The organism is Reyranella sp., assembly GCF_036558665.1.
In the GTDB taxonomy this organism is placed as follows: domain Bacteria; phylum Pseudomonadota; class Alphaproteobacteria; order Reyranellales; family Reyranellaceae; genus Reyranella.
The window spans coordinates 61,725-83,049 of the sequence record NZ_DATBFE010000065.1; the positions used below are offsets into that span (position 1 = coordinate 61,725).

Genomic DNA, 21,325 nt, shown 5'->3' on the forward strand with positions numbered 1-21,325 from the left:
TGACCGGCGAAAACAGCAGGGTGGACACTGACTTCCTGACGTTGCGGCCCGGCCAGATGGTCGGCCGTTACCGGCTTGTCTCGGTCCTGGGGCAGGGCGGTTTCGGCCTGACCTATCGGGCCACGGATTCGCAACTCGGCCGCGATGTCGCGATCAAGGAGTATCTGCCGGCGGCCCTTGCCGTGCGTCAGGACGGCACGACCGTTGTGCCGAGGTCGAAGAGCGCGGCAGAAGATTTTGCCTGGGGTCGCGATCGGTTCGTGGCCGAAGGCCGCACCCTCGCCGCACTCCACCACGCGCCGGGCATCGTGCGCGTGCACGACTTCCTCGAAACGAATGGCACTGCCTACCTCGTCATGGAGCTGATCAACGGCGAGACGATGGAAGCGCGGCTGCAGCGAGTTGGACGGCTCGACGCAGATGCCGTTGCAAATGTCTTGCGGCCGCTGCTCGACGGCCTCGAGCAGGTCCATGCCGCCGGCTTCCTGCACCGCGACATCAAGCCTGCGAACATCCTGCTCGATCGGCAGGGACGACCGACACTCGTCGATTTCGGTGCGGCGCGCGCGGCAGTGATTGGTCGATCCCAGGCGCTGACGGCTGTGTTCACGCCGGCCTATGCCGCCGTCGAGCAACTTACTGCTGCCATCCAGGGACCCTGGACCGACATCTACGGATTGGCGGCGACGATTCACCATGCCGTCATCGGGCGCGCACCGCCGAATTCGATCGACCGGCTGCTCGAGGACAGTTACGTGCCTGTTGTCGGTAGCACCCAGGCCTATCCCGCGGCCCTGCTCGCCGGCATCGACGCCGGATTGGCGGTTCGTGCCGCTGATCGGCCGCAATCGATCGCGGCGTGGCGGCCGGTCGTGCTGGGCGTTGAAGCCCAGGCTGTCGACAAGCGCGAGACCGTGGTGATGCGTTCGCCGCCGGGTTCCACCGCTTCGGCCGCTCGGCCGTCGTCCAGAAGAATCCCCGTCGGCCTCGCCGTCGCGGGCGGCGGGGTTCTCGGTCTGCTGGCCGTCGGCGGTGCCTATCTTGCGCTTCTACCGCGTGACACGCCCGCACCGTCGGTGTCGGCGGCTGCGCCGCGTCCGGCTCCGGCACTCGATGATGCCGTCCAGCGCGGCGTGAAGGACGAGTTGGAAAAGGCGCGTGCCGAGAAGCAGAAGGCCGCGGAGGAGCTGGCACAGCTTCGGGCGGAAGCCGAAGCTCGCCGCAAGGCCGACGAGGAGGCAGCCTTACGCCGCAAGGTCGAAGCCGACCTGGCGCGCAAAGCCGAAGCCGATGCGGCAGCGCGTCAGCAGGCCGAGCAGGAGGCCAGGCAAAAGGCCGAGGCCGAGGCGGCGGCAAAGCGCAAGACCGATGAGGAGGCGAAGCAGAAGGCCGAAGCGGAGGCTGCCGAGCGGCTCAAGGCCGAGGAGGAAGACAAGAAATCGGCCGAAGCCACCGAGACGGCCTTGCATCTTGCCCTCGGCGACCGGCAGCGCCTGCAGGTGGCCCTGACCTCGCTGGGCTTCGCGACCGGCGGAACCGACGGCGTCTTCGGCCCGCGCTCGCGCGACATGATCGCGGCATGGCAACGCAAGAACGGGGTTGCGGCGACAGGCTTTCTGAAGGCCGAGCAGCAGGCGACGCTGCTGAGGACGGCCGCCGCGGCCGTCGCGCGCTTCGACGAAGAGCAGAGGAAACGCGAGGACGACAAGAAGGCCGCGCCGCCGGCGCCCGCGGCGGCCGCGAGCTCGTCGCCGCCTTCCGGCGCCGGCAATCAATGCGAGGGAACGTTCCGCTCGCAGTGGTGTCGCGGCGCCTACCAGGGCTTTCCCGCCAATTGCTGGTCGTCGCGCATGACCATCAAGAATGGAAACATTTCCGACAGCTTCGGGTCCAACCCGGATCCGAACATGCGCAACGTCGTTACAGGCTCCGTCGACGGCCAGGGCAACGTCTCCATTATCTACAACGGCGTCGGTACCCAGACCTTCGTGAACCGGCATTTCACGGCTCCCATGACCGGAAGCGTGGCGAACGGCGTGCTGACCGCAAGCGGGCGACCTGGAGACAACGGGAGAGAATTCACCGTTCGCGTTCAGTGCCGGTAGAAAGCCGCCCCGGGTCTCATCCGGATTTGCCGCCGAACAGATCGAAGATCGTCGCTCTCATCCAGCGATGGCCGTCGTCGCGGTGATACCGCTCATGCCAGTACTGCACGATCTCGATGCGCGGCAGGGCGACGGGGCAGTCGAAGGCAACAAGGCTGAACGGGCCAGCGAGGCGCCGGGCAAGATTGGCGGGCAGGATGGCGATGCCGTCGCTCTCCGCCGCGACGCTGGCGGCGGCGACGAAACTCGGTACCTGCAGCAGGACATTGGCCGGCGGCACGATGCCGGCAAGGGCTGCCTGCGCGGCGCGGTGCGCGGCATGGCCGGCGTCCGACGCGGTCACGAGGATGTGCGACTCGGCGAGGAAGCTGCTGCGCGAGCGCATCTTCGACAGGCGCGGATGAGCTTTGCGCGCCACGCTCAGATAGCCGTCGGAATAAAGCCGCTGGCGCCGCAAATGGCGTGCCGCGCCGGCGAAGGCGCCGAGCGCCAGGTCGGCTTCGCCCGCCTGGAGCCTGGCCTCGAGCTGGCGAGACTGCAGCGGCACGGCGCGGATGCCGACCTTCGGCGCAACGGCGGCGATGCGGGTCACGACCGGTGGCAGGAAGTGGATCATGCCTACGTCGGTCAGGAGCAGGCTGAACACGCGGTCCGATCTTGCGGGATCGAAAGCAGTGGCTGCGACTCGAAGATCGTCGGCGGCTGCCAATAGCGCATGCAGGCGGTGGGAGAGGTCGAGCATCCGGCTCGTCGGCTGCATGGCCTGGCCGTCGCGAACGAAGAGCGGATCGGCGAACTGCTCGCGCAAGCGTTTGAGCACCTTGCTGACTGCAGGCTGGGTACTGCCCATGAGGCCGGCGGTGCGCGTAATGCTGCGCTCGTTCAACAGCGCCACGAGGATATGCAGGTCGTTCAGGTTCAGGTCTGAATATGCAGCTTTCGTCATGTGATTCATGCCATATTCGACATAGTGCCAGGACGCCTCGAAGCATAGGCTGCTGTCAATGCCCAGATGCCGCATCACGCCCGAAAAGGAGCAAGCCATGGCCAGGTTCATCGTGGAGCCGCATTTCCGTTTGCAGGAGTGGGTGGCCGAGGAGAAGGGTTATTTCCGCGCCGAGGGACTCGACTACGAGTTCCGCGAGCTGATCCGGTCCACGGGTGGACAGCACCACAACAAGGGCGCGCAGGGCGCCTTTCAGAGCATCGAGAAAGGCCGCGAGGCCGACGTAAGCTGCGCCTGCCACTGGACGGTGAACGTGGCGGCGTCCAACGGTCACGCCCGGCTCTATGCCGACGCCTATTCGGTCGCACCGGCGGGCGTCTTCGTTCCTGCCGACTCGCCGATAAAGACGCCGGCCGATCTTGCCCGCGTGCCGATCTCGGTCGGCTTCCAGTCCGGCAGCCACTATTCGACGATCCAGGCGCTGGAACCGTACTTGCCGGCGAAGGAGATCAACCTCACGTTCGAAGACGGCATGTTGTTCCGCCGGCTCGAGTTGCTGCTCGACGGCAAGAGTCCGGCAGCGGCGCTGTTCAGTGGCCCGTACTACCTCGCCGAGCAGCTCGGCTTCCGCAAGGTGATCGACACCACGTTCATGATCGCCGCCATGATCAACGGCTCGCCCGACCCCGAGGATGTTCGCCGCTACTTCCGCGCGCTGAAGCGCGCGCAGCGCGATATCGATCTGCGCCCGGAGCGTTACACGCACTACTATGCGAAGGAGTTCCCGGAACGCTACCACGCGCTCATGGATACGAGATGCTGGGGCCCCGGCGAGCGGATCGTGTTCGAGACCTACTCGAGAGAGGTCTACGAGGAGTCGTTCGACTGGATCGCCCGCCACGAGATCTTCGCCGAGGGCCGGATGGGCTCGGGCGACTACGACAAGGCGACGGTCTCGTTCGCTTCGGTCCAGTAATGGCCTCGGCAACGGTGTCGTTCCGAGCCGAGGGCGAAGACCTCTCAGCGAGCTTCCCTACTGCAGGAATCTGAGATACTGGCCGACGAAGTCGCAGCCCACGTCCTTTGAGTAGGCGTCGATCAGCTTGCTCGTCACCGGGCCGGGCGTCTTGCCCTCACTGACGGGTGCGCCGTTGAAGCTCCGGACCGGCAGGATGCAGAGGCTGGTCGAAGTGAGGAACATTTCCTCGGCGTTGGCGGCGTCGAACAGGTCGATGTCGCCTTCCGTGCAGGCGATGCCCAGCCGCTGGGCCATGTCCAACGTCATCTGGCGCGAGACGCCGGGCAACACGTAGCGCTCCGACGGCGTGAAGAGTTGGCCCTCGCGAACGATGAAGATGTTGGAGCCGAGCCCTTCGGCGAGACTGCCGTTCTCGTCAAGCAGGATCGCCCAGGCGTCCGGGTTCATCGCCTTCACCGGCTTCTCGGCCATGATCATGTTGAGATAGTTGTGCGTTTTGGCGCGCGGCGAGAGCATCGAGGGCGCGGTGCGCCGCACCGTGGTGGTGATGACCTCGGCGCCGTCGCGATAGAGTCTGGCCCGCTTGGCCAGCGGCAGCGGCAGGACTTCGATCACGACATTCGGACCGGTATGGTCCCAGCCTTCGTCACCCACTGCATCGACCCCGCGGCTGACCCGCTGGCCGACCCACCAGTCGCCGACCGCAGGCCGCAGATGCTCGTTCCGCGCCACCACCTCTGTGCTGTGGGCGATCATTTCGTTCGGCGACACGCCGGGATCAATTTGCAGGTAGCGCAGCGAGCGATAGAAGCGATCGATATGCTCCTTCAGGCGAAACGGCCTGCCCTCGAAGGTGCGCGTCATGTCGAAGGCACCATCGCCATACTTCCAGCTGCGGTCGCGGAACGGGATCATGACCTGGTTCTCCGGCACGAACTTGCCATTGAACCAGGCGACACGCTGATTGCTGAGCTGTTGTGCCATAAGCGCCTCCTCGGGACCCGACGCTAGCACGCTGCACACGGCCGTCGATATGCGTCTGTCGGCTAACTCGCTTGCGCGCGCAGATGGTCCAGTAGCCGCTGCGCATGGGCGGGCAGGGCGCGCAGGTCGCGGACGCAGATCCGAAGATGGCGCAGCGCCCAGGGGTCGCTGAGAGCCACGAGCCGGATTGCCATGGACCGGCGGCATCGCTTGGCGGCGGTGGCTGGCACGATGGCGAGACCGATGCCGCTTCCGACGGCGCGGCAGACGGCGTCGAAACCGGTCAACCGGACCCTGAGCTTCAGCGGGCGCCCGGCGCGTGCCGCATGGCCACCGACATGCTCTTGCAGGGCGCTGCCGGCGACGAGCCCGACGAAGTCATGGCCCAGTGCCTCTCGAAAAGCGACCTTGCGCCGCTTGCCCAGCGGATGCTGGTGCGGCGTCACCAGGACCAGCCGATCCTCGACAAAGGGGAATGTTTGCAATTCGGCGGCGGCGTCGACGGCGTCGGCCACGATGCCGATATCGGCCTGTCCACCGGCCACGGCGCGCACGATCTCTGCACTCGGCCGCTCGTCGAGATCGAGATCGATGTCGGGATGCGCTGCCAGGAAGGCGGCAAGCGCGCGCGGCAGGAATTCGAGGGTCGCCGCGGTATTGGAAAGGACACGGATCCGGCCGCGCAGTCCCTTGGCATACTGGTTGAGCTCGCCGCGCATCAATTCGATCTGCTGAGTCACGGCGCGGGCGTGGTGGACGAGTGCATTGCCCGCCGCCGTCGGGCTGACACCGCGGCGCTGGCGCTCGAACAAGGCGGTGCCAAGCGTTTCTTCCATGTCCCGGATGCGCTCGCTGGCCGAGGCCAGCGACAGGCCGCTTCGTGCCGCGCCATGGGTGATGCTCGCCGCTTCGGCCACGTTCAGCACCAGGCGGAGGTCGGTCAGATCGAAGCGCATCCGGGACAGGTACGCCAACGCCCTGCCTTCGGCCAGACCGAAGGCAGGGCTCGCCCCTTCCGCATTGTACCTGGGCCGGCCGGCAGCGACGGTGCGGCCATGACTGCAAAGCTCTGGATCGCGATGACCGCGGTCTTTCTGCTGGCCGGCCTGGTCAAAGGCGTAATCGGCATGGGGCTGCCGACGGTCGCGATGGGCCTGCTCGCGCTTGCGCTGCCGCCGGCCGAGGCGGCGGCCATCCTGGTCGTGCCGTCGCTGGTGACGAACGTCTGGCAATTGCTCGCGGGGTCGCGCTTCACGGCGCTGGCGCGACGCCTGTGGCCGATGATGTTGGGCGTGACCGCGGGTACTGTCGCCGGTGCGGGCATCCTCGCAGGCGATGCTTCCCGGATGGCCGAAATCGGTCTCGCCATCGCGCTTATGGTCTACGCGATCGTGGGATTGACGGGTCTGAAGCTCATTGTGACGGCGCGCCACGAGGCTTGGCTCGCCCCGACGGTCGGTGTCGTCACCGGTCTCGTCACCGGTGCAACCGGTGTGTTCGTGATCCCGGCCGTCCCCTATCTCCAGGCGATCGGACTGGAGAAGGACGAGCTGATCCAGGCGCTGGGATTGTCGTTTACCGTGTCGACGGTGGCGCTGGCCATCGGACTGTGGCGTGTGGAGGCGTGGCAGACGCAGTCGGTCGGGCTGTCGGTGCTCGCGCTCGTTCCTGCGCTCGCCGGCATGCAGGTCGGGCAGGTGGTGCGCCGGCGCATCGCGCCTTCGGGATTCCGCACAGTATTCTTTGCCGGCCTGCTGCTGCTGGGTCTGTATCTCGTGCTCCGCGGATTGGCGTAGAATGGCACCGACCCGGAGACGGCGATGAACTATCCGAAGAGAGTGCGGCTGGTCGAGGTCGGTCCGCGCGACGGCCTGCAAAACGAGGCCAAGCCCGTATCTGTCGAGGCAAAGGTGGCACTGATCGACGCGCTGGCGGCGGCCGGCCACAAGACCGTCGAGGCCGGCAGCTTCGTGTCGCCCAAGTGGATACCGCAGATGGCCGACACCGATCGGGTGATGGCAGAGATCGAGCGCAAGCCCGGCGTCAGCTATCCCGTGCTGGTGCCCAACAAGCAAGGCGTGAACGGAGCGATCGAAGCACGCTGCGGCGAGATCGCGGTTTTCACCGCCGCGTCCGAGGCGTTCTGCCGCAAGAACACCAACTGCTCGATCGACGAGAGCTTCGAGCGCTTTGCGCCGGTGATGGAAGCTGCGCAAAGGCACGGCATGAAGGTGCGCGGCTACGTCTCTACCGTGATCGCCTGTCCCTATGACGGCAAGGTGGCGCCGGAGAAGGTCGCCGACGTGGCGGAACGGCTCTTCAGGATGGGCTGCTACGAAGTGTCGCTCGGGGACACGATCGGCGTCGGCACTCCCCTCGAGTGCGTCGCCATGGTCGAGGCGGTCGCCGAAAAAATGCCGCGCGAGAAACTGGCGGCGCATTTTCACGACACCTACGGCCAATCGCTTGCGAATATCATGGCCGTAATGGAACGCGGCATTGCAGTGTTCGACACGGCGGTCGCGGGCCTCGGTGGCTGTCCCTATGCCAGGGGTACCTCGGGAAATGTCGGCACGGAGGACGTGATCTATCTCATGAACGGCCTCGGCATCGTCCACGGCGTCGATCTCGATGCCGTGGCCCAGGCCGGCCGCGCGATCTGCACCGAGCTCGGCCGCGAGCCCGCCTCAAAAGTGGCGCAGGCCTTGAAGGCGAAGCAGGCGGTATAGGCTGGTGATGCCAGCCCTCTCCCCAGATGTCCGCAAGACGCTGGCGAGAGTGGCCCGGGAAATGACGAGAGCGGAGGATCGGTGGTGGCTGATCGGTGGCGCAGCGTGCGCCTTGCACGGTTTCGCCGGCGAGATCGCCGATATCGACGTCATCATGAGCGTGCGTGACGCGAGGCAGATCTTGTCGGATCTCGGTATTGCGCCCGAACCGCAGGGCAGAGCCGGTCGCTTCCGCTCCGCTACGTTCGGTCGCTGGAAGGGCCTTCCACTGCAAGTCGATCTGATGGGCGGATTCGAGGTGCATACCGGCGGCGACAGAATCGCAGTCCTGCCGGCAACACGGGAGGCGATCGAGATCGGCGGACAGCGTTTGTACGTCCCGTCGCGACGCGAGCTGGCGAGTATCCTGCGCCTGTTCGGGCGTCCCAAGGACATCGCCCGTGCCCGCGCCCTTGCGGCGGCTTTCTGAAGAGTGACGGATTGCACGAACGTTCAAGACGGTTCGCGCCGGCAATGCCATATCGGGGCATGGAGACGTTGCCCGGTTTTCTGCTGGCAGCGATTGCCCTTGCCGGAAGCCCAGGTCCCGCGACGCTCAGCCTCGCCGCGGCCGGTGCGGCGTTCGGTGCGAAACGGGTGATCGCCTATCTCGTTGGCATCGTGCTGGGCATGGTAGCGGTGATGACAGTCACCGCCGCGGGTCTCGTCGGGCTGCTGCTGGCCCTGCCGGGCGTGACGCCGGTCGTGACGGTCGCCGCGGCGGCCTATTTTCTCTGGCTCGCCTGGCGCATTGCGACCGCCCCGCCTTTGGCCGAAGTGGCTGGCGATCGACAGCCACCGCGCTTTGCTGGCGGGTTCGGCCTGTCCCTGATCAATCCCAAGGGCTACGCCGCGATGGCGGCGCTGTTCTCGAGCTTCGTGCTGGTCCACGAGCGCTTGCAGTTCGACATCGCGCTCAAGATCGGCGTGCTAACGCTCCTTATTACGGCCGTCAACGTGGCGTGGCTATTCTCCGGGGCACTGTTGACGCGGTTCTTCCGGGATCCACACACCAACCGCATCGTCAATGTTGCCTTTGCCGCCGCCTTGCTGGTCTCTGTCGCACTGGCCCTATTGGCCTGACTCATGGGCGCCGCACGATCTGCACGGTCACCGCGCTTGAGCGCCCGGCCTGGTCGATCACGGCGACGCGCGCTTCGCCGGCGCCGTCCGGCACCCAGGTCGTGCCGTCGATTGGCCGGCCGTCGATCAGCCAACGCAACAGCCCGTCGCCGCCGAATGCTGCCAGCGAGATCGCCTCGTGCACGCGGATCTCGAGCCGGGCGTCGGCCGGCGGATAGGCGATGCGCGGACCGCTATTCGTGTCGGTGGTCGGACCCAGTGTGCGCATGCGCGGCGGCAGGTCGCGCCAGCTTGCGACGCGCAGGACATCTGCAGGCGGTGGCCCCACGCGATTGTCCTCCGCGGGCAGACGATCGAACGCCTTGAGCACGATCGGCAGCGCCGCGAGCCGCCCGAGCTGTCCCGGCCGGGTCGTGCCGTCGGCATGTCCCATCCAGACGACGACCGTCCAGTTGGCGGTAAGGCCCACGGCCCAGGCGTCGCGGAAGCCGGTGGACGTGCCGGTTTTGTATGCGATGCGGCGCTCGCGCAACGCGACCGGCAGCGAGGCGAAGCCGTCGGGCAACGGCGCGTCGGCCAGGATATCGGCAACATACCAGGCTGCGGCCGGGCCGAGCAGACGCACCGGCGTGGCGCGTGCCGCATCGCGGCGGACTTGTGGCGGCACAAACAGACCGCCTCTGGCGAGCCCGGAATAGAGACCGGCCATTTCCAGCGGGGACACAGCGAGACTGCCAAGCGCCATGCCGAGCGAATCGCCCGGATCGCCGTGCGGCAGGATCGGCGAAGCACCGGCAGCACGCAGCGCGGCGAGGAAGCGATGTGGGCCCACCCGCTCCAGCGCCAGCACTGCCGGCACGTTGAGCGACTGCTGCAGAGCGCGGCGCACAGTCACGCCGCCCATATGGCCGTGGTCGAAATTGCGCGGCAGCCAATCCTTGAAACGCACCGGCACGTCCTCGACCAGCGAGTCCGGATGCAGCGTGCGATCGTCGAAGGCGAGCGCATAGATCATTGGCTTCAGTGCCGACCCGGGCGAGCGATGCGCGCGCACCAGGTCGACCTGGCCGGCGCGACCGAAATAGTCCGCGCCGCTCACCCAGGCCACGACGCCGCCGGTGCGGTTGTCGACGGCGACCAGGGCGATGTCGGCGTTGTCGGGCGTCTGATGACGTTCCTCGCGCACCAGCCGGGCGAATGCCGCCTGCAGGTCGAAGCGCAGGGTCGTCGGCACGACGCCGCCCGGGGAAGCGGCTGCGAGCCAGGCGGCGAGATGCGGCGCGTTCATCGGCAAGTCGAGCCGACGGTTCGGCATAAATTCGCTCATCGCCCGGTCGAACGACGCGCGATCGATTGCTCCGTGCTCAAGAGCCCGTTCAAGCACCCGGCCGCGGCCGAGGCGTGCCGCGTTGCCGGCACGGTCCGGCCTGCGCCGCTGGGGCGATTGCGGGATCGCCACCAGGAGCGCCGCCTGAGCTGCTGTGAGCTGCCTGGGTTCCTTGCCGAAATAGGCGAAGGAGGCGGCGCGCACGCCTTCGAGATTGCCACCCATCGGCGTCAGCGTGAGATAGATCGCAAGGATCTCGCGCTTGGAGTAACGCCATTCGAGCTGCAGGGCGCGCGCCGACTGGAGTGCCTTGGCAAGCAGGCTGCGCTTGCGCGGTTCGAGGAGTCGCACCGACTGCATGGAAAGCGTCGACGCACCCGAAACGATGCGGCCCCGCGCGAGCCATTGCCCGGCGGCGCGAACCGCGGCCAGCGGATCGATGCCCCAATGTTCGTCGAAACGGCGGTCCTCGTAGGTCTTGAGCAGCGCGAGATAGACCGGGTCGACGTCGTCGACGATGGTCCTCAGCCTCCACTTGCCGTCGGCCGTCGTGAAGGCGCGCAGCAAACGCCCGTTGGCATCGACGACCTCGGTCGAACGCGCCTCGTAGCGCGAGAGATCGGGTGGAAAAAGGCGATCAAGCACCAACGCCGCCGTCACCGCGAGAGCGGCGACCAGCACCAACCCGACAGCAAGGCGTTTCAGTCTCGCGGTCCGAAAGATGATGATCATCGCGGCGCGACCGTCATGCGGCCCATGGAAGTGCGGGCGTAGATGCGCGGCGCGTACATGTCGGAGACCTGGGCGGCTGGCAAGGCGAAGCTGCCCGGCGTTACGGCACGCGCGATGTAGGCGACATGGAAGCTGTAGTCGCTCTTGTCCTCCGAGGAGAACCACCAGTTGCGATAGGGCCGCTTGCCGAGGTCGAAGGCGGCGAAGAAGCGGTCGTCGCGCGCCTCGGCGATGCGCGCGGACGTGAGCACCGACAGGAAGCGAAAGGACTTGACCGTGTCCTCATTGAGCACCGACTCGATCTCCAGTCCCGCCGGCAGAAGGTCGAGCAGTGCCACCTCGTGATAGCCGCCCTCGAGGTTGCGGCCCTCGAGCGAGACGACGACGCGATCGTTCTGTCGCAGCTTCGTGAGGTCGGCTGGCTGGCCGTCGAGCGTGTAGTAGCTGCGTTCGACGCTGAGGCCCTCGGTCGCGGCAGGCTGCGGATCCTTCGGCACGCCGCGCGCCGTGACCTGCAGCCAGACAGGCTTGTCGCCGTCGTTCTTGACGTGCAGTCCGCGCTCGAGCGTCGGCCCATCTGGATTGAAGACGACCGGCTCGCCGGTCGACTTCTTCGCCTGGCCGTCGACCGAATAGGCGAGCTCGCCGCTGGCGCCCAGCGCCCGGGCGGCCAGCACGAGCCATGCCTGTTCCTGGGTGGTTGTCTCGCCGACTCGTGCAGTGAGCCGATCGCCCACCGAGTTCACGACGGTCGCAAGGCCATCGCGACCCGCTGCTTCCGCGGCGAGCGCCAGCAGTCCGGCCCGGTCGCGCAACGACGAGCCGTAATAGTCGTGCGGATCGCGGTCGTCGATGTGTGCCCGCGCGACGCCGAAGGCCAGCTTTGCCCGGCCCGGCTCGCCCACGAGATTGAGCGCGGCAGCGAGTTGAGCCCAGGCGAGGCCGCCCTTGACGTCGTTGGCACGCGTGTCCTGGAAGTAGCGGACACGTCCCGGATCGGCGAGGCCCGCCTTCGCGAGCACATACCAGGCATAGGCCTGCGCACTGGCCGACATCTTGTCGGCCGAGCGATTGAGCCAGGTGAGCCCGCGTTGCAGCGACGCCGCCGGCACCGCCATCTGGTGCTCGCGCGCCCGCACGAGGAAGTCGAGTGCGTAGGCCTGCAGCCATTCGGCCGCCGGCGTCGAGAAGGGTCCCCACATGCCGAAAGAGCCGTCGCCGATCTGCATGTCTGCGATGCGATAGATCGCATCCTGCACGCGGTCGGCGATTCGAGGATCCGCCGGTCCGTAACCGAGCAGCGCCACGTCGTTGTAGTAGAGCAGCGGCAGGGCGCGGCTGGTCGTCTGCTCGATACAGCCGTAGGGATATTTGTCGAGCGCGCGCAGCAGTGCCGCGACATCGATGCCCGGCACGCGCGACAGCGCCACGCTGACGACCGGTGTTCCGGCGGCGAAACCCGAGGTCAGCTCGTGATCGACGGTGAGCTCACGCCCGGCATCGAGCCGCGTCACGGTATCGACGGCGCCGGGCGTCTGCGCCGCGCGCACCTGGATGTCCCATTCACGGCGGATCGAGAAGCCGTTCGGGCCCGAGACGGCGACCGCCAGCTTGCCAAGGCCGACATCGCGCGCATGCAAAGACCAGGTCGCGAGATCGCGCTGGTTGGCGTCGAGGTGACGCGTCTCCGCGATCGGCCGGTCGAGCGACACGGCGCCGTTCGCTTCGAGCGCCACCCTGTAGTCGCCGGCCGGGCCTTCGACATTGTGCAGCGACAGAGCCACGCGACCCGTGTCGCCGGGTGCCAGGAAGCGCGGCAGGACGAGCTCGGCCGTGACGGGGTCGCGCACGATGAGCTTCGCCTCGCTGGAGCCCACCTTGTCTTTGCCGTAGGCCACCGCCATCAGCCGGAGCTGGCCGATGAAGTCGGGAATATCCAAGGTGATCTTCGCCTCGCCCCTGTCGTCCAGTTTCACCGGACCGCTGAAGAGAGCGACCGTGCGCGTGGGCACGATGTCGAGACCGCCGATGTCGCCGGTATCGCCGCCGGTGCGGATGCGGCCGAGATCGTCGGCACGCGTGTCGAGCAGGCGGCCGTAGTCGTCGCGCATGTCGAGGCCCAGGCGGCGCTTGCCGAAATAGTACTCGGCCGGGTTGGGCGTGCGATAGCGCGTGAGCTGCAGGATGCCCTCGTCGACCGCTGCCAGGGTCACGAACGCCTCCGAGCCTTGTGCATTGGCGACATGGATCGGCACCTCGATCTTCTGCCGCGGGGTCACCTTCTCCGGCGCGCCGAGCTGGACGCCGAGCGTGCGGGGCGCCGCATCAAGGCCGAGCCAGACCGCACCCACGGCGCGCGTCGGCGTGCGCTCGGAGGGCGTGGCGAGCGGCCGCCATGCCGTCACCAGCGCATAGGCGCCGGCACCCCAATCGGCATTCACCGGGAGCTCGACGGTCGTGCCGCCGGGCGCCAACCTGGCGGTGATCGTGTCGACGATACGGTCCGTCGCGATGGCGATCAGCGCCTCGCCGGCGAAGGGTGCTTCCAGCCGCAGCTTCGCCGTGTCGCCCGGCTTGTAGGTCTGGCGATCGCTCGCGACCTTGAGCGCATCGGGCGCAGGCTCGCTGTCGTCGCTGCTGCCGTACCAGCCGACATAGAAGCTCATGCTGCTCGCGGCGCCGGTCTCGCGATCGGTGACGGTGAGCTTGTAGGAGCCCCAGGGCAAACGCCGGGAGAGGCGCGCCGGGTTGGCGGCGCCAAGCGCAAGAGTGTCGGCGGCAACGGCTCGCTCGCTGGTGATCGTCTGCCAGCGCCAGCGGCCATCGCTCTGGTACCACTGATAGGAATAGGTGATGCGCTCGATCTTGTAGTCGACGGAGGGCCGGGCCACTTGCTTGCCTTCGGCATCGACCGCGACCAGCTCGAAGCCGGTGTCCGCGCCTTCGTCCGCGTAGCGTCCGTCGAAGGTCGGGCGGATGCCGATATAGGCATCGCGCGTGCGCAGCGGCAGGGTCTTCTCGGTCTTGCTAGCGCGGCCGTTGCCAGGCTCGAACACCCGCGCCTCGATCTGCGCCTTGAGCGGCAGCGCGGTATCGGGAACCTTCTCGCCCGACCAGTCGAGCGTCGACTTGCCGGTCTCGTCGGTATCGGCGGCGGTCAGGGTGACGAGCGGCGGCTCGAACTTCCGCTTGGCGTTCTCGAGGCCAAACACGTACTTGGCGAAAGACGGGAAGGGCTGCTCGTCGATCGTGACATGCAGGTCGCTCTCGACCGCGAGGCCCGCGGCCGGCGCGCCATAGAGGAAGTCGGCGGCAACCGTGAAGGTGTTCTTCCTGCCCGTGCGCAGGAGCGGCGCATCTGCTGTCAGCTCGACCTTGAGCTTCTCCGGCACGAAATCCTCGACCGAGAACTCGACCCGGCCGACCGGCGGCGCGTTGGGATCGATCTGTGCGCTGACCGACCAGCGGCCGCGGCGCGAGGACTTGGGCAACGGGATCGCCTGGTAGAGTGCGCCGGAGGCGCCGAGCGCCAGGGTGTATCTGGTGAACTCCGTGCCGTCGGGCCGTTTGACGGAAAGCGTCACCGGCATGTCCTTCAGCGCGTGCCCCGCAGCGTCGCGCAGCATCGCCATGACCTGGACCGTCTCGCCCGGACGGTAGACGCCGCGTTCGGTGTAGACGAAAGCATCGACCGGGCCGGGCTGGGCCCGGCCATCGATGCCGCGATCCGAGAGGTCGAAGGCCGCCTTGGTAAGCTCGAGGCGCGAGAACTCCTGCTTGGCCGCGTCGGTCGCCATCACTGCCACAGCCTCCGCCGCGCCGCGCCCCTTGAGGAGGCCGGCAGCGAAGCTTGCTCGCCCGTCGGCGGCGGTGACGGCCTTGGCGATCGGCTCGTTGCCGCGCGACAGCAGCGTGACGTCGAGGCCGGCCAAGGGTTCGGCGGTTTGCAGCGAACGGGCGAAGACATTGAGGCCGTCGCGGCCGGTGAAGGTGGTGAGTGCGATGTCGGTGTCGACCACCCACATGCCGGCGACGGCGCCGTCGGGCATGTCGTCGTCATCGTCGCTTTCGGCCTTGGCCGGCGGCCGGGCCGCGTTCCATACCACGACGAAATAGGCGCCGGGCTTCCAGTCCTTGACCGTCTCGCGGATCGGGAAGGCGGTGACCGAAGCCTGGTTCAGGACGTTGCGCACCTCCATGGTGCCGCGCCATTGCAGCGTACCGTTGTTGCCGTTGAGCCACGACCGCAGCGTCCAGCTCTGGGTTGTCGGCTTGCCGCCAGGAAAATCGGAGTCGGCATATTCGGTGACGAAACGGTCGAGGCCGCGCTCGTTCACGCGATAGACGGCAATCCCTACCTTGGCGACATTGACCGTGGTGACGGGCAGCCCCACGGCCATACCGCGCGGCAGGATGAAGCCCTTGCCGGGCAGCGACACGACCGCCGGCCGCGCGCCCAGCGCCACGTCGACCTTCTGGTCGGCATCGAGCTTGCCGCCGTCCCTGGCCGGAAAGCCCGCCAGCAGCCGCACCGCATAGTCCTGGCCGTAGCCCAATCCGCCGATGCAGAGCTTGTCGTCCACGACATGCAGCGCCGTCTTTGCCTCAGGTATCATGCGGATGTAATCGTCGTACTTGACCGAATTGCCGTCGGCGAGCGGCTTGTTGAAGAAGAGGCAAGCCTCGCCTTCTGTCTTGGAGCCGTCGATGCTGAGGCGTCGGTAGGCGAAGGGCTCGTTGGGCGCGGCCGCGGGCTGGGGCAGCGCCACGGGCGCCGAACCGACGGTGTTCGCCATGATCGGCGGCGTCGGCGTCCTGGCCGGGGTGCTGGTTGTCGCCATTGTCGGCGAAGGAGGGCGATCGATCGAATCGGTGGGCCGCCCGATCAGGTAGCCGGCAATGCCCGAACCCAGCATCAACGCGACCACAAGGGCGGCCAGGGTCGATCGCGACATGAAAAGCTCCCCCGCAATATGACTTGGACTCTATCGCGTCGATTGTGCAGAGACTGCGGAAGTGAGCAACGACGCTGTGAATAAAGTCCGCCTGTGGCGCGGGCGACACGCCTGCTAATCAGCCGCCATGGTTCTGCATCTCATCAAGCTTGCGGTCGGCGTCGACGATCTCGCCCACATGAAGAAGCTGCAGGCGGCGCGGCGCAAGCAGCGCCGGCAGGGTCCCCGCTCGCCGCACTGGGTCTATACGCGCCACATGCCGCGGCGAACCGAGGAGCTGCTCGCCGGCGGGTCGCTCTACTGGGTGGTGCGTGGCGTCATCCGCTGCCGTCAGGAGCTGGTCGGCTTCGACGAGGACTTCGACAAGGAGGAAGCCCACAAGTATTGCCGCATCAAGGTGAAGCGGACGTTGATCCCGACGGCGCCGCAGGCCTGCAAGGCGTTCCAGGGATGGCGCTACTTCGATCCGCAGCGCGCCCCGCCCGATCTCTCCAGGGGAGACACCGGCGACATGCCGGCGGCAATGGCCGCCGAGCTGAAGCGGCTGGGGCTTCTGTAGCGGCCCGTCAGCGGTTGGTGAGCTTGAGCTCGATGCGCCGGTTGCGGGCGTTGTCGATGGCCGAAAGCGGCTGGTATTCGCCGTAGCCCGCCGCGACGAGGTGGTCGTAGGGGATGCCCTGCTGGTGCAGGAACTTGACGACGGCGATGGCCCGCGCAGCCGACAGCTCCCAGTTCGAAGGGAATGCGGTGGTGTTGATCGGCTTGGTGTCGGTGTGGCCGTCGACCTGCAGCACCCACGGAATGTCCTTCGGGATCTTGGCGCTGATCTCGAGCAGGCGCTGGGCGACGCTGGCAAGCTGCTTCTCGCCGCCCGGCTGGAGCTGGGCCGAGCCGGACGGGAAGAGCACCTCGGACTGGAACACGAAGCGGTCGCCGACGACCTGCACGTCGCGCTGGCCGGCCAGCGCCTCGCGCAGCTTGCCGAAGAACTCCGACCGGTAGCGCGCCAGCTCCTCGACCTTGCTGGCGAGCGCGCGATTGAGCTTCTGGCCGAGATCGACGATTTGCGCCTGCTGGTCCTTGGCCTTGGCATCGGCAGCGTCAAGCTGGGCGCTGAGCTTCGCAAGCTCGTCCTTGACCGAGGCGAGCTGGGCCGCGAGCCGAACGATGTTGGCCTTCTGCTCGGCCGACAGCTTTTCCTGGTCGCTGAGGTCGGAGAAGAGCTTGCCCTTCTCGTCGTTGGCCGCGGCGAGGGCGGCGGCCAGGCGCGTCATCTCGAGCTTCTGGCGCTCCGATTCCTTCTGCAGATCGAGGTTCTTGTCCTCTGCCGCCTTGGCCGCCTGCTGCAGCGCCACGTTGGAGGTGCTGAGCTTGTCGCGTTCGCTCTTGAGCTGACCGATCTGCAGGTTGAGCGCCGCCACGTCCTTTTGCAGATCCTCGGCCGACTTCTTCTGGAAGTTGAGCTGATCCGCGAGCGTGCCGATCTGGCGGTTCAACGCATCGATCGCCGAATCGCGGTTCGAAACGGCGTTCGACAGGGTGAACTGGGCCACGCTGAAGACCGAGATCAGGAAGATCAGCACCATCAGGAGGGTGGTGAGCGCATCGACATAGCCTGGCCAGGTATAGTCGGCGCCGCCGGCGCGACGAGCGGAGATGGCGGCCATCGCCGGTCAATCCTCTCCCGGCCGGTCCGCCGGCACCGCCGTGGCGAAGGGCGGGCCCGGCGCGCGGGCCAACGCGACCGTCCGGGCAAGCAACCGCAACTCGCCACGCAGCTCCTCGGTGAGGGTCGCACGATCACGCGCGCTCTCCTCGACGAGGCGCGCCAGATTGGCCTCGATGCTGCGCCGGTGTGCGGCCACGGCCTCGCGGTCGGCGTCGGGCACGCGCTCGGCGAGCCGGGCGAGCGCGCTCCGTACCTCTTCGGCCTGGCGTTCCAGCCGCTCTTCCATGGTGCGATAGTGTGCGGCCATCGCCTCTCGATCGGGTTCGGGCAAGGGGCGCTCGACCAGGCGGTCGACGGCTGCCTGTAGTTCCTCGATCACGTGCGGAAGGCCCTCGGATGCCGTGGCGCGATCCGAAAGGCGCGTCACGGCTCCCCGCAGTTCGATGGCGAGCTCGGTAAATCGCGCCAGCAACGTCTGCTGAGTGCGCACCGTGTCGGCCAGCGAGGCCAGACGCTCGACGAGCGTCGAGTAGCTGGCCACCGTGGACTGCCGGCTGTCCTCGACGCGCTTCAGGGCGCGGATCAGGTTGTCGACCCCCTCGGCATTGCGTTCGAGCAGGGCGCCGATGTAGGCGGGCACGTTCCCCTGCCTGCTCTCGGCGCCCGCGAGCGCGGGATCGGACAGGCTGGTGGCGCGGGCCAGCCATTCCTCGAGTTCGATATGGAAGCGGCCTTGCGCCTGGCTTGCCTGCAATTCGAGAAAGCCGAGCACCAGTGAGCCTGAGAGGCCGAACAGGGAGGCGCCGAACGCGGTCGACATGCCCTTCAGCGGCCCTTCGATGCTTCCTTGCAGCATCGAGAACATCTTGAGCGGATCTCCGACGGAGACGTGCAGGTTCGAGATGGCATCGGCGACAGCGCCGATCGTCTCCAGCAAACCCCAGAATGTGCCGAGGAGGCCGAGGAAGATCAGAAGACCGATCAGGTAGCGTGCCAGCTCGCGCCGCTCATCCAGCCGTGTCGCTATGCCGTCGAGCAGAGCGCGCGTCGCGGTAGGCGAGAGACGGAAATCCTGGCGCTCGCCCAGCATGGCCGCCATCGGTGCCAGAAGATTGATCGAATCGGTGGGCAGCAGGGCAGCGTCGATGTCCCGATGCTGATAGCGGCGCATCCAGTTCACTTCCGGCCAGAGCAGGATCACTTGGCGAAAGACGAAAAAGATCCCGAGCAGCAGCACGCCCACGATCACGCCGTCGAGGATCGGCGTGTGCAGGAAGACGCGGATAAGGTCCTCGTGCAGGAGGTAGGTAAGCCCGGCCACCGCGACGAGGAACAGCAGCATGCGGACGAGATAGGGAAGAGGGGTGCTCATGCCATTGGCGATAGGAAAGCGGGCAAGGTAGCGTCAGCCGGCGACTGCATCGACATCGACCGAGGCCCTTGGCATAACTGATTGCCCTTCAAGGGGTTTTTGTTCCTCAAGCATACTCAATGCAGGGTCGCGTCTCAACCGGCGACGCCGAGATATCCGCAACGTGGGCGAGAGCGATGGCGATAGTAGGGCGGGCAATTCCGGCTGCCTGACCCGTCCACGACCCACCAAGAGTTCCAAGGCTGCGCGGACTGCCGACGGGGTCCCGAAAGTGTGCCCGCTCAACCGGGACTTGGCACTCTTCGACGGAGTATCTGGAAATCGGGTCTTTCCGCGTTGTCCCTCGATGGATGCCAAATCGATCTCGGTGACAACCTGTCGTCCGCGCTCTCTGGTCAGGCCAGAAGTGCAACCATCGGCTCGCGCAGGTCAGCGTTGGTGGCGAGCAGCGAGGGGCCACCGAATGCGTAGGGACGGCCGGCGACATCGTTCACCAGACCGCCTGCCTCGCGGACCAGCAGCAGGCCGGCTGCAACGTCCCACGGCGCCAGGCCATACTCGAAGAAGGCGTCGTAGCGGCCGGCCGCCACGAAGGCGAGGTCGAGCGATGCGGCGCCCCACCGGCGAACACCTGCCGTCCTGCCCATCACCGCCTCGAGCTTGCGCAGATAGTCCGGGTGGTCGCCTCGGCCGATGTGCGGGATGCCGGTGGCGACAAGCGCGCGCGCGAGCTCCTTGCGGCCCGACACGCGCAACCGGCGCGAGCGGGCGTTCGGCGTATCGATGAAAGCGCCGTTGCCCTTCTCGGCCCAGAACAGCTCGTCGGAAACCGGCTGATAGATCACACCGGCGATGACCTCGCCGTCGCGCTCGAGAGCGAGCGAGATCGCGAAATGCGGCACGCCGTGCAGGAAGTTGGTCGTGCCGTCGAGCGGATCGGCGATCCAGCGGTTGCGGCCGTCGCCCCTGGTCTCGCCGCCCTCCTCGCCCAGGAAGCCGTACTCCGGTCGGGTACGGGCAAGCTCGGCGCGCAGCGTGCGCTCGGCCTGAACGTCGGCACGGCTCACGAAATCCCCCGGCCCTTTCTCGGACACCTGCAGATGCTCGACTTCGCCGAAGTCGCGCTTCAGCGACTTGGCGGCGGCGAAGGCGGCGCGGATCATCACGGTGATCGTGGCCGACCGCGGCGCCAGCGACCTGCGCTCGGGCGGACCGGAGCGCTCGCGCCCCACGTTCAGCGGCGCACGGCCGACGCGTGCGACAGGCTGTTCTCGCCGGGGACGGTCGGGAGGCGCGGTCATCGGACCTGGCTCAGTCCTTGGCGCGTTCCATGTAGCTGCCATCCTCGGTGTTGATCACCAGCTTGGTGCCCACGGCGATATGCGGCGGCACCATCACGCGGATGCCGCCTTCGACCATCGCGGGCTTGTAGGACGAGGAGGCGGTCTGGCCCTTGACGACGGCATCGGCCTCGGTGACGGCAAGGACGACCGACTTGGGCAGTTCGACGCCGACCGGCGTTCCCTCGTAGAGCGACACCACGACTTCCATCCCGTCCTGCAGCCAGCGCGCCTGATCGGGATCGAGCACGTCGTTGCCAATTGCAAGCTGCTCGAAATTCTCCTTGTCCATGAAGGTGTAGCCGTTGTCGTCCTTGAACAGATAGGTGCATTCGCGCTCGTCGATATGGACGTGCTCGATGGTTTCGCCGGAGCGGAACCGTTCCTGGAGCTTGTTGCCCTCGCGCAGTGCCTTGGCCTCGATCGCCACGAATGCGCCGCCTTTGCCCGGGCTGATATGCTGTACTTTGGCCGCCACCCAGAGCTTGCCGTTGTACTCGATGACGTTGCCGGCACGGATGGAATTGACGGGAACTTTCATGGCTTTACCCGGGGCTTGCCGCGCGCTGCGGATGAATGGAATGCGGCCTCGTCCGCTGCAGCGGGTCGAGGCCGGCGGCGGGCTTGTATCAAAGCCCGGCTGGAGCCGCAACCGGGGCCACGCCGGGCGTCACAGGCCGAGCGCCGCCCGGGCTTTCTTCGGCAGCGCGGCCGCGATCACGGCATAGGCCCGCTTGATGTAGGCCTTCATCTCGGTCGTCGTGAGCACGGCCGGATCGTCGAGCGCCACCCATTTGGCGCGTGCGAGATAGGGCGCCGGGCGAAAGCCGTCGGAGCGGCTCAGAGCCTCATAGTGCTCTTCCGGGCACTTGAAGCAGATGCGGCCGACCGAGTGCTCGCGAGGCGCGATCAGGCAGAACATCCTGCCGCCCACCTTGAAGACGATCACGCCCTCCCATTGAACGGTGCGCGTCGCGGCCGGCAGCGAGGCGCAGAACCCGTCGATCTGTCGCGGCGTCATTGCGACACCCTACACGCGGCTGCCGCAGCGTGCGATGGTCGGGC

General features: G+C 67.1%; 17 protein-coding genes. 7 read left to right on the forward strand and 10 right to left on the reverse strand.

Features of this window, described 5'->3' with window-relative positions:
• Positions 1-20 precede the first annotated feature (20 nt).
• Positions 21-2,105: a protein kinase domain-containing protein gene (locus VH499_RS09900; RefSeq protein ID WP_332052552.1), complete on the forward strand. Its 2,085-nt coding sequence runs from the start codon at positions 21-23 to the stop codon at positions 2,103-2,105.
• A gap of 16 nt (positions 2,106-2,121) precedes the next feature.
• Here the strand turns inward: VH499_RS09900 and VH499_RS09905 are convergent, their stop codons facing one another.
• Entirely contained in the window at positions 2,122-3,051 is a 930-nt protein-coding gene (locus tag VH499_RS09905) for a LysR family transcriptional regulator (protein WP_332052553.1), read from the reverse strand.
• Positions 3,052-3,148: 97 nt separating this feature from the next.
• On the opposite strand from VH499_RS09905, the gene VH499_RS09910 reads away from it, so the two are divergent.
• Complete coding sequence (locus VH499_RS09910) at positions 3,149-4,027, forward strand: hypothetical protein (RefSeq protein WP_332052554.1); 879 nt, start codon at positions 3,149-3,151, stop codon at positions 4,025-4,027.
• Positions 4,028-4,084: 57 nt separating this feature from the next.
• Here VH499_RS09910 and VH499_RS09915 read toward each other — a convergent pair whose 3' ends face one another.
• Positions 4,085-5,014: an aminotransferase class IV gene (locus tag VH499_RS09915; protein ID WP_332052555.1), complete on the reverse strand. Its 930-nt coding sequence runs from the start codon at positions 5,012-5,014 to the stop codon at positions 4,085-4,087.
• 62 nt (positions 5,015-5,076) lie between these two features.
• Positions 5,077-5,970 (reverse strand): LysR substrate-binding domain-containing protein, encoded by an 894-nt coding sequence (locus VH499_RS09920; protein WP_332052579.1) that lies wholly within the window; start codon positions 5,968-5,970, stop codon positions 5,077-5,079.
• A 99-nt stretch (positions 5,971-6,069) separates the two neighbouring features.
• Here VH499_RS09920 and VH499_RS09925 point away from each other — a divergent pair, with 99 nt between their 5' ends.
• The 4 genes from VH499_RS09925 to VH499_RS09940 all read left to right on the forward strand — a co-directional run bounded on the left by VH499_RS09925 (position 6,070) and on the right by VH499_RS09940 (position 8,865).
• Positions 6,070-6,810: a sulfite exporter TauE/SafE family protein gene (locus VH499_RS09925; protein ID WP_332052556.1), complete on the forward strand. Its 741-nt coding sequence runs from the start codon at positions 6,070-6,072 to the stop codon at positions 6,808-6,810.
• A gap of 24 nt (positions 6,811-6,834) precedes the next feature.
• The gene (locus VH499_RS09930; protein ID WP_332052557.1) at positions 6,835-7,743 is read left to right on the forward strand and encodes a hydroxymethylglutaryl-CoA lyase; all 909 of its coding nucleotides are present in this window, start codon (positions 6,835-6,837) and stop codon (positions 7,741-7,743) included.
• 61 nt (positions 7,744-7,804) lie between these two features.
• Positions 7,805-8,212 (forward strand): hypothetical protein, encoded by a 408-nt coding sequence (locus tag VH499_RS09935; protein ID WP_332052558.1) that lies wholly within the window; start codon positions 7,805-7,807, stop codon positions 8,210-8,212.
• Between the two features lie 59 nt (positions 8,213-8,271).
• Positions 8,272-8,865: a LysE family translocator gene (locus tag VH499_RS09940; RefSeq protein WP_332052559.1), complete on the forward strand. Its 594-nt coding sequence runs from the start codon at positions 8,272-8,274 to the stop codon at positions 8,863-8,865.
• A 1-nt stretch (position 8,866) separates the two neighbouring features.
• On the opposite strand, the gene pbpC is transcribed toward VH499_RS09940, so the two are convergent.
• Complete coding sequence (pbpC, locus tag VH499_RS09945; protein WP_332052560.1) at positions 8,867-10,924, reverse strand: penicillin-binding protein 1C; 2,058 nt, start codon at positions 10,922-10,924, stop codon at positions 8,867-8,869.
• Entirely contained in the window at positions 10,921-15,879 is a 4,959-nt protein-coding gene (locus VH499_RS09950; RefSeq protein ID WP_332052561.1) for an alpha-2-macroglobulin, read from the reverse strand. The genes pbpC and VH499_RS09950 overlap by 4 nt, the downstream gene beginning before the upstream one ends.
• A 127-nt stretch (positions 15,880-16,006) precedes the next feature.
• Between VH499_RS09950 and VH499_RS09955 the strand changes: the two genes are divergently transcribed.
• Entirely contained in the window at positions 16,007-16,438 is a 432-nt protein-coding gene (locus VH499_RS09955; protein WP_332052562.1) for a DUF1489 domain-containing protein, read from the forward strand.
• Positions 16,439-16,445: 7 nt separating this feature from the next.
• On the opposite strand, the gene VH499_RS09960 is transcribed toward VH499_RS09955, so the two are convergent.
• The 5 genes from VH499_RS09960 to VH499_RS09980 all read right to left on the reverse strand — a co-directional run bounded on the left by VH499_RS09960 (position 16,446) and on the right by VH499_RS09980 (position 21,281).
• Complete coding sequence (locus VH499_RS09960) at positions 16,446-17,546, reverse strand: peptidoglycan -binding protein (protein ID WP_332052563.1); 1,101 nt, start codon at positions 17,544-17,546, stop codon at positions 16,446-16,448.
• Positions 17,547-17,552: 6 nt separating this feature from the next.
• Positions 17,553-18,920, reverse strand: a complete 1,368-nt coding sequence (locus tag VH499_RS09965) for a hypothetical protein (protein WP_332052564.1) — start codon at positions 18,918-18,920, stop codon at positions 17,553-17,555.
• A gap of 395 nt (positions 18,921-19,315) precedes the next feature.
• The gene (locus VH499_RS09970) at positions 19,316-20,083 is read right to left on the reverse strand and encodes an inositol monophosphatase family protein (RefSeq protein ID WP_332052580.1); all 768 of its coding nucleotides are present in this window, start codon (positions 20,081-20,083) and stop codon (positions 19,316-19,318) included.
• 148 nt (positions 20,084-20,231) lie between these two features.
• Positions 20,232-20,801, reverse strand: coding sequence for an elongation factor P (gene efp / locus VH499_RS09975; protein ID WP_332052565.1), 570 nt, complete (start codon positions 20,799-20,801; stop codon positions 20,232-20,234).
• A 129-nt stretch (positions 20,802-20,930) separates the two neighbouring features.
• The gene (locus tag VH499_RS09980) at positions 20,931-21,281 is read right to left on the reverse strand and encodes an MmcQ/YjbR family DNA-binding protein (protein WP_332052566.1); all 351 of its coding nucleotides are present in this window, start codon (positions 21,279-21,281) and stop codon (positions 20,931-20,933) included.
• Positions 21,282-21,325 lie beyond the last annotated feature (44 nt).

Excerpts from the sequence above, each read along its gene's own strand:
- VH499_RS09905 (WP_332052553.1), bottom strand. The coding sequence starts at position 3,051 with ATGACGAAAGCTGCATATTCAGACCTGAACCTGAACGACCTGCATATC.
- VH499_RS09910 (WP_332052554.1), top strand. The coding sequence starts at position 3,149 with ATGGCCAGGTTCATCGTGGAGCCGCATTTCCGTTTGCAGGAGTGGGTG.
- VH499_RS09915 (WP_332052555.1), bottom strand. The coding sequence starts at position 5,014 with ATGGCACAACAGCTCAGCAATCAGCGTGTCGCCTGGTTCAATGGCAAG.
- VH499_RS09920 (WP_332052579.1), bottom strand. The coding sequence starts at position 5,970 with ATGCGCTTCGATCTGACCGACCTCCGCCTGGTGCTGAACGTGGCCGAA.
- VH499_RS09925 (WP_332052556.1), top strand. The coding sequence starts at position 6,070 with ATGACTGCAAAGCTCTGGATCGCGATGACCGCGGTCTTTCTGCTGGCC.
- VH499_RS09930 (WP_332052557.1), top strand. The coding sequence starts at position 6,835 with ATGAACTATCCGAAGAGAGTGCGGCTGGTCGAGGTCGGTCCGCGCGAC.
- VH499_RS09935 (WP_332052558.1), top strand. The coding sequence starts at position 7,805 with ATGACGAGAGCGGAGGATCGGTGGTGGCTGATCGGTGGCGCAGCGTGC.
- VH499_RS09940 (WP_332052559.1), top strand. The coding sequence starts at position 8,272 with ATGGAGACGTTGCCCGGTTTTCTGCTGGCAGCGATTGCCCTTGCCGGA.
- pbpC (WP_332052560.1), bottom strand. The coding sequence starts at position 10,924 with ATGATCATCATCTTTCGGACCGCGAGACTGAAACGCCTTGCTGTCGGG.
- VH499_RS09950 (WP_332052561.1), bottom strand. The coding sequence starts at position 15,879 with ATGTCGCGATCGACCCTGGCCGCCCTTGTGGTCGCGTTGATGCTGGGT.
- VH499_RS09955 (WP_332052562.1), top strand. The coding sequence starts at position 16,007 with ATGGTTCTGCATCTCATCAAGCTTGCGGTCGGCGTCGACGATCTCGCC.
- VH499_RS09960 (WP_332052563.1), bottom strand. The coding sequence starts at position 17,546 with ATGGCCGCCATCTCCGCTCGTCGCGCCGGCGGCGCCGACTATACCTGG.
- VH499_RS09965 (WP_332052564.1), bottom strand. The coding sequence starts at position 18,920 with ATGAGCACCCCTCTTCCCTATCTCGTCCGCATGCTGCTGTTCCTCGTC.
- VH499_RS09970 (WP_332052580.1), bottom strand. The coding sequence starts at position 20,083 with ATGATCCGCGCCGCCTTCGCCGCCGCCAAGTCGCTGAAGCGCGACTTC.
- efp (WP_332052565.1), bottom strand. The coding sequence starts at position 20,801 with ATGAAAGTTCCCGTCAATTCCATCCGTGCCGGCAACGTCATCGAGTAC.
- VH499_RS09980 (WP_332052566.1), bottom strand. The coding sequence starts at position 21,281 with ATGACGCCGCGACAGATCGACGGGTTCTGCGCCTCGCTGCCGGCCGCG.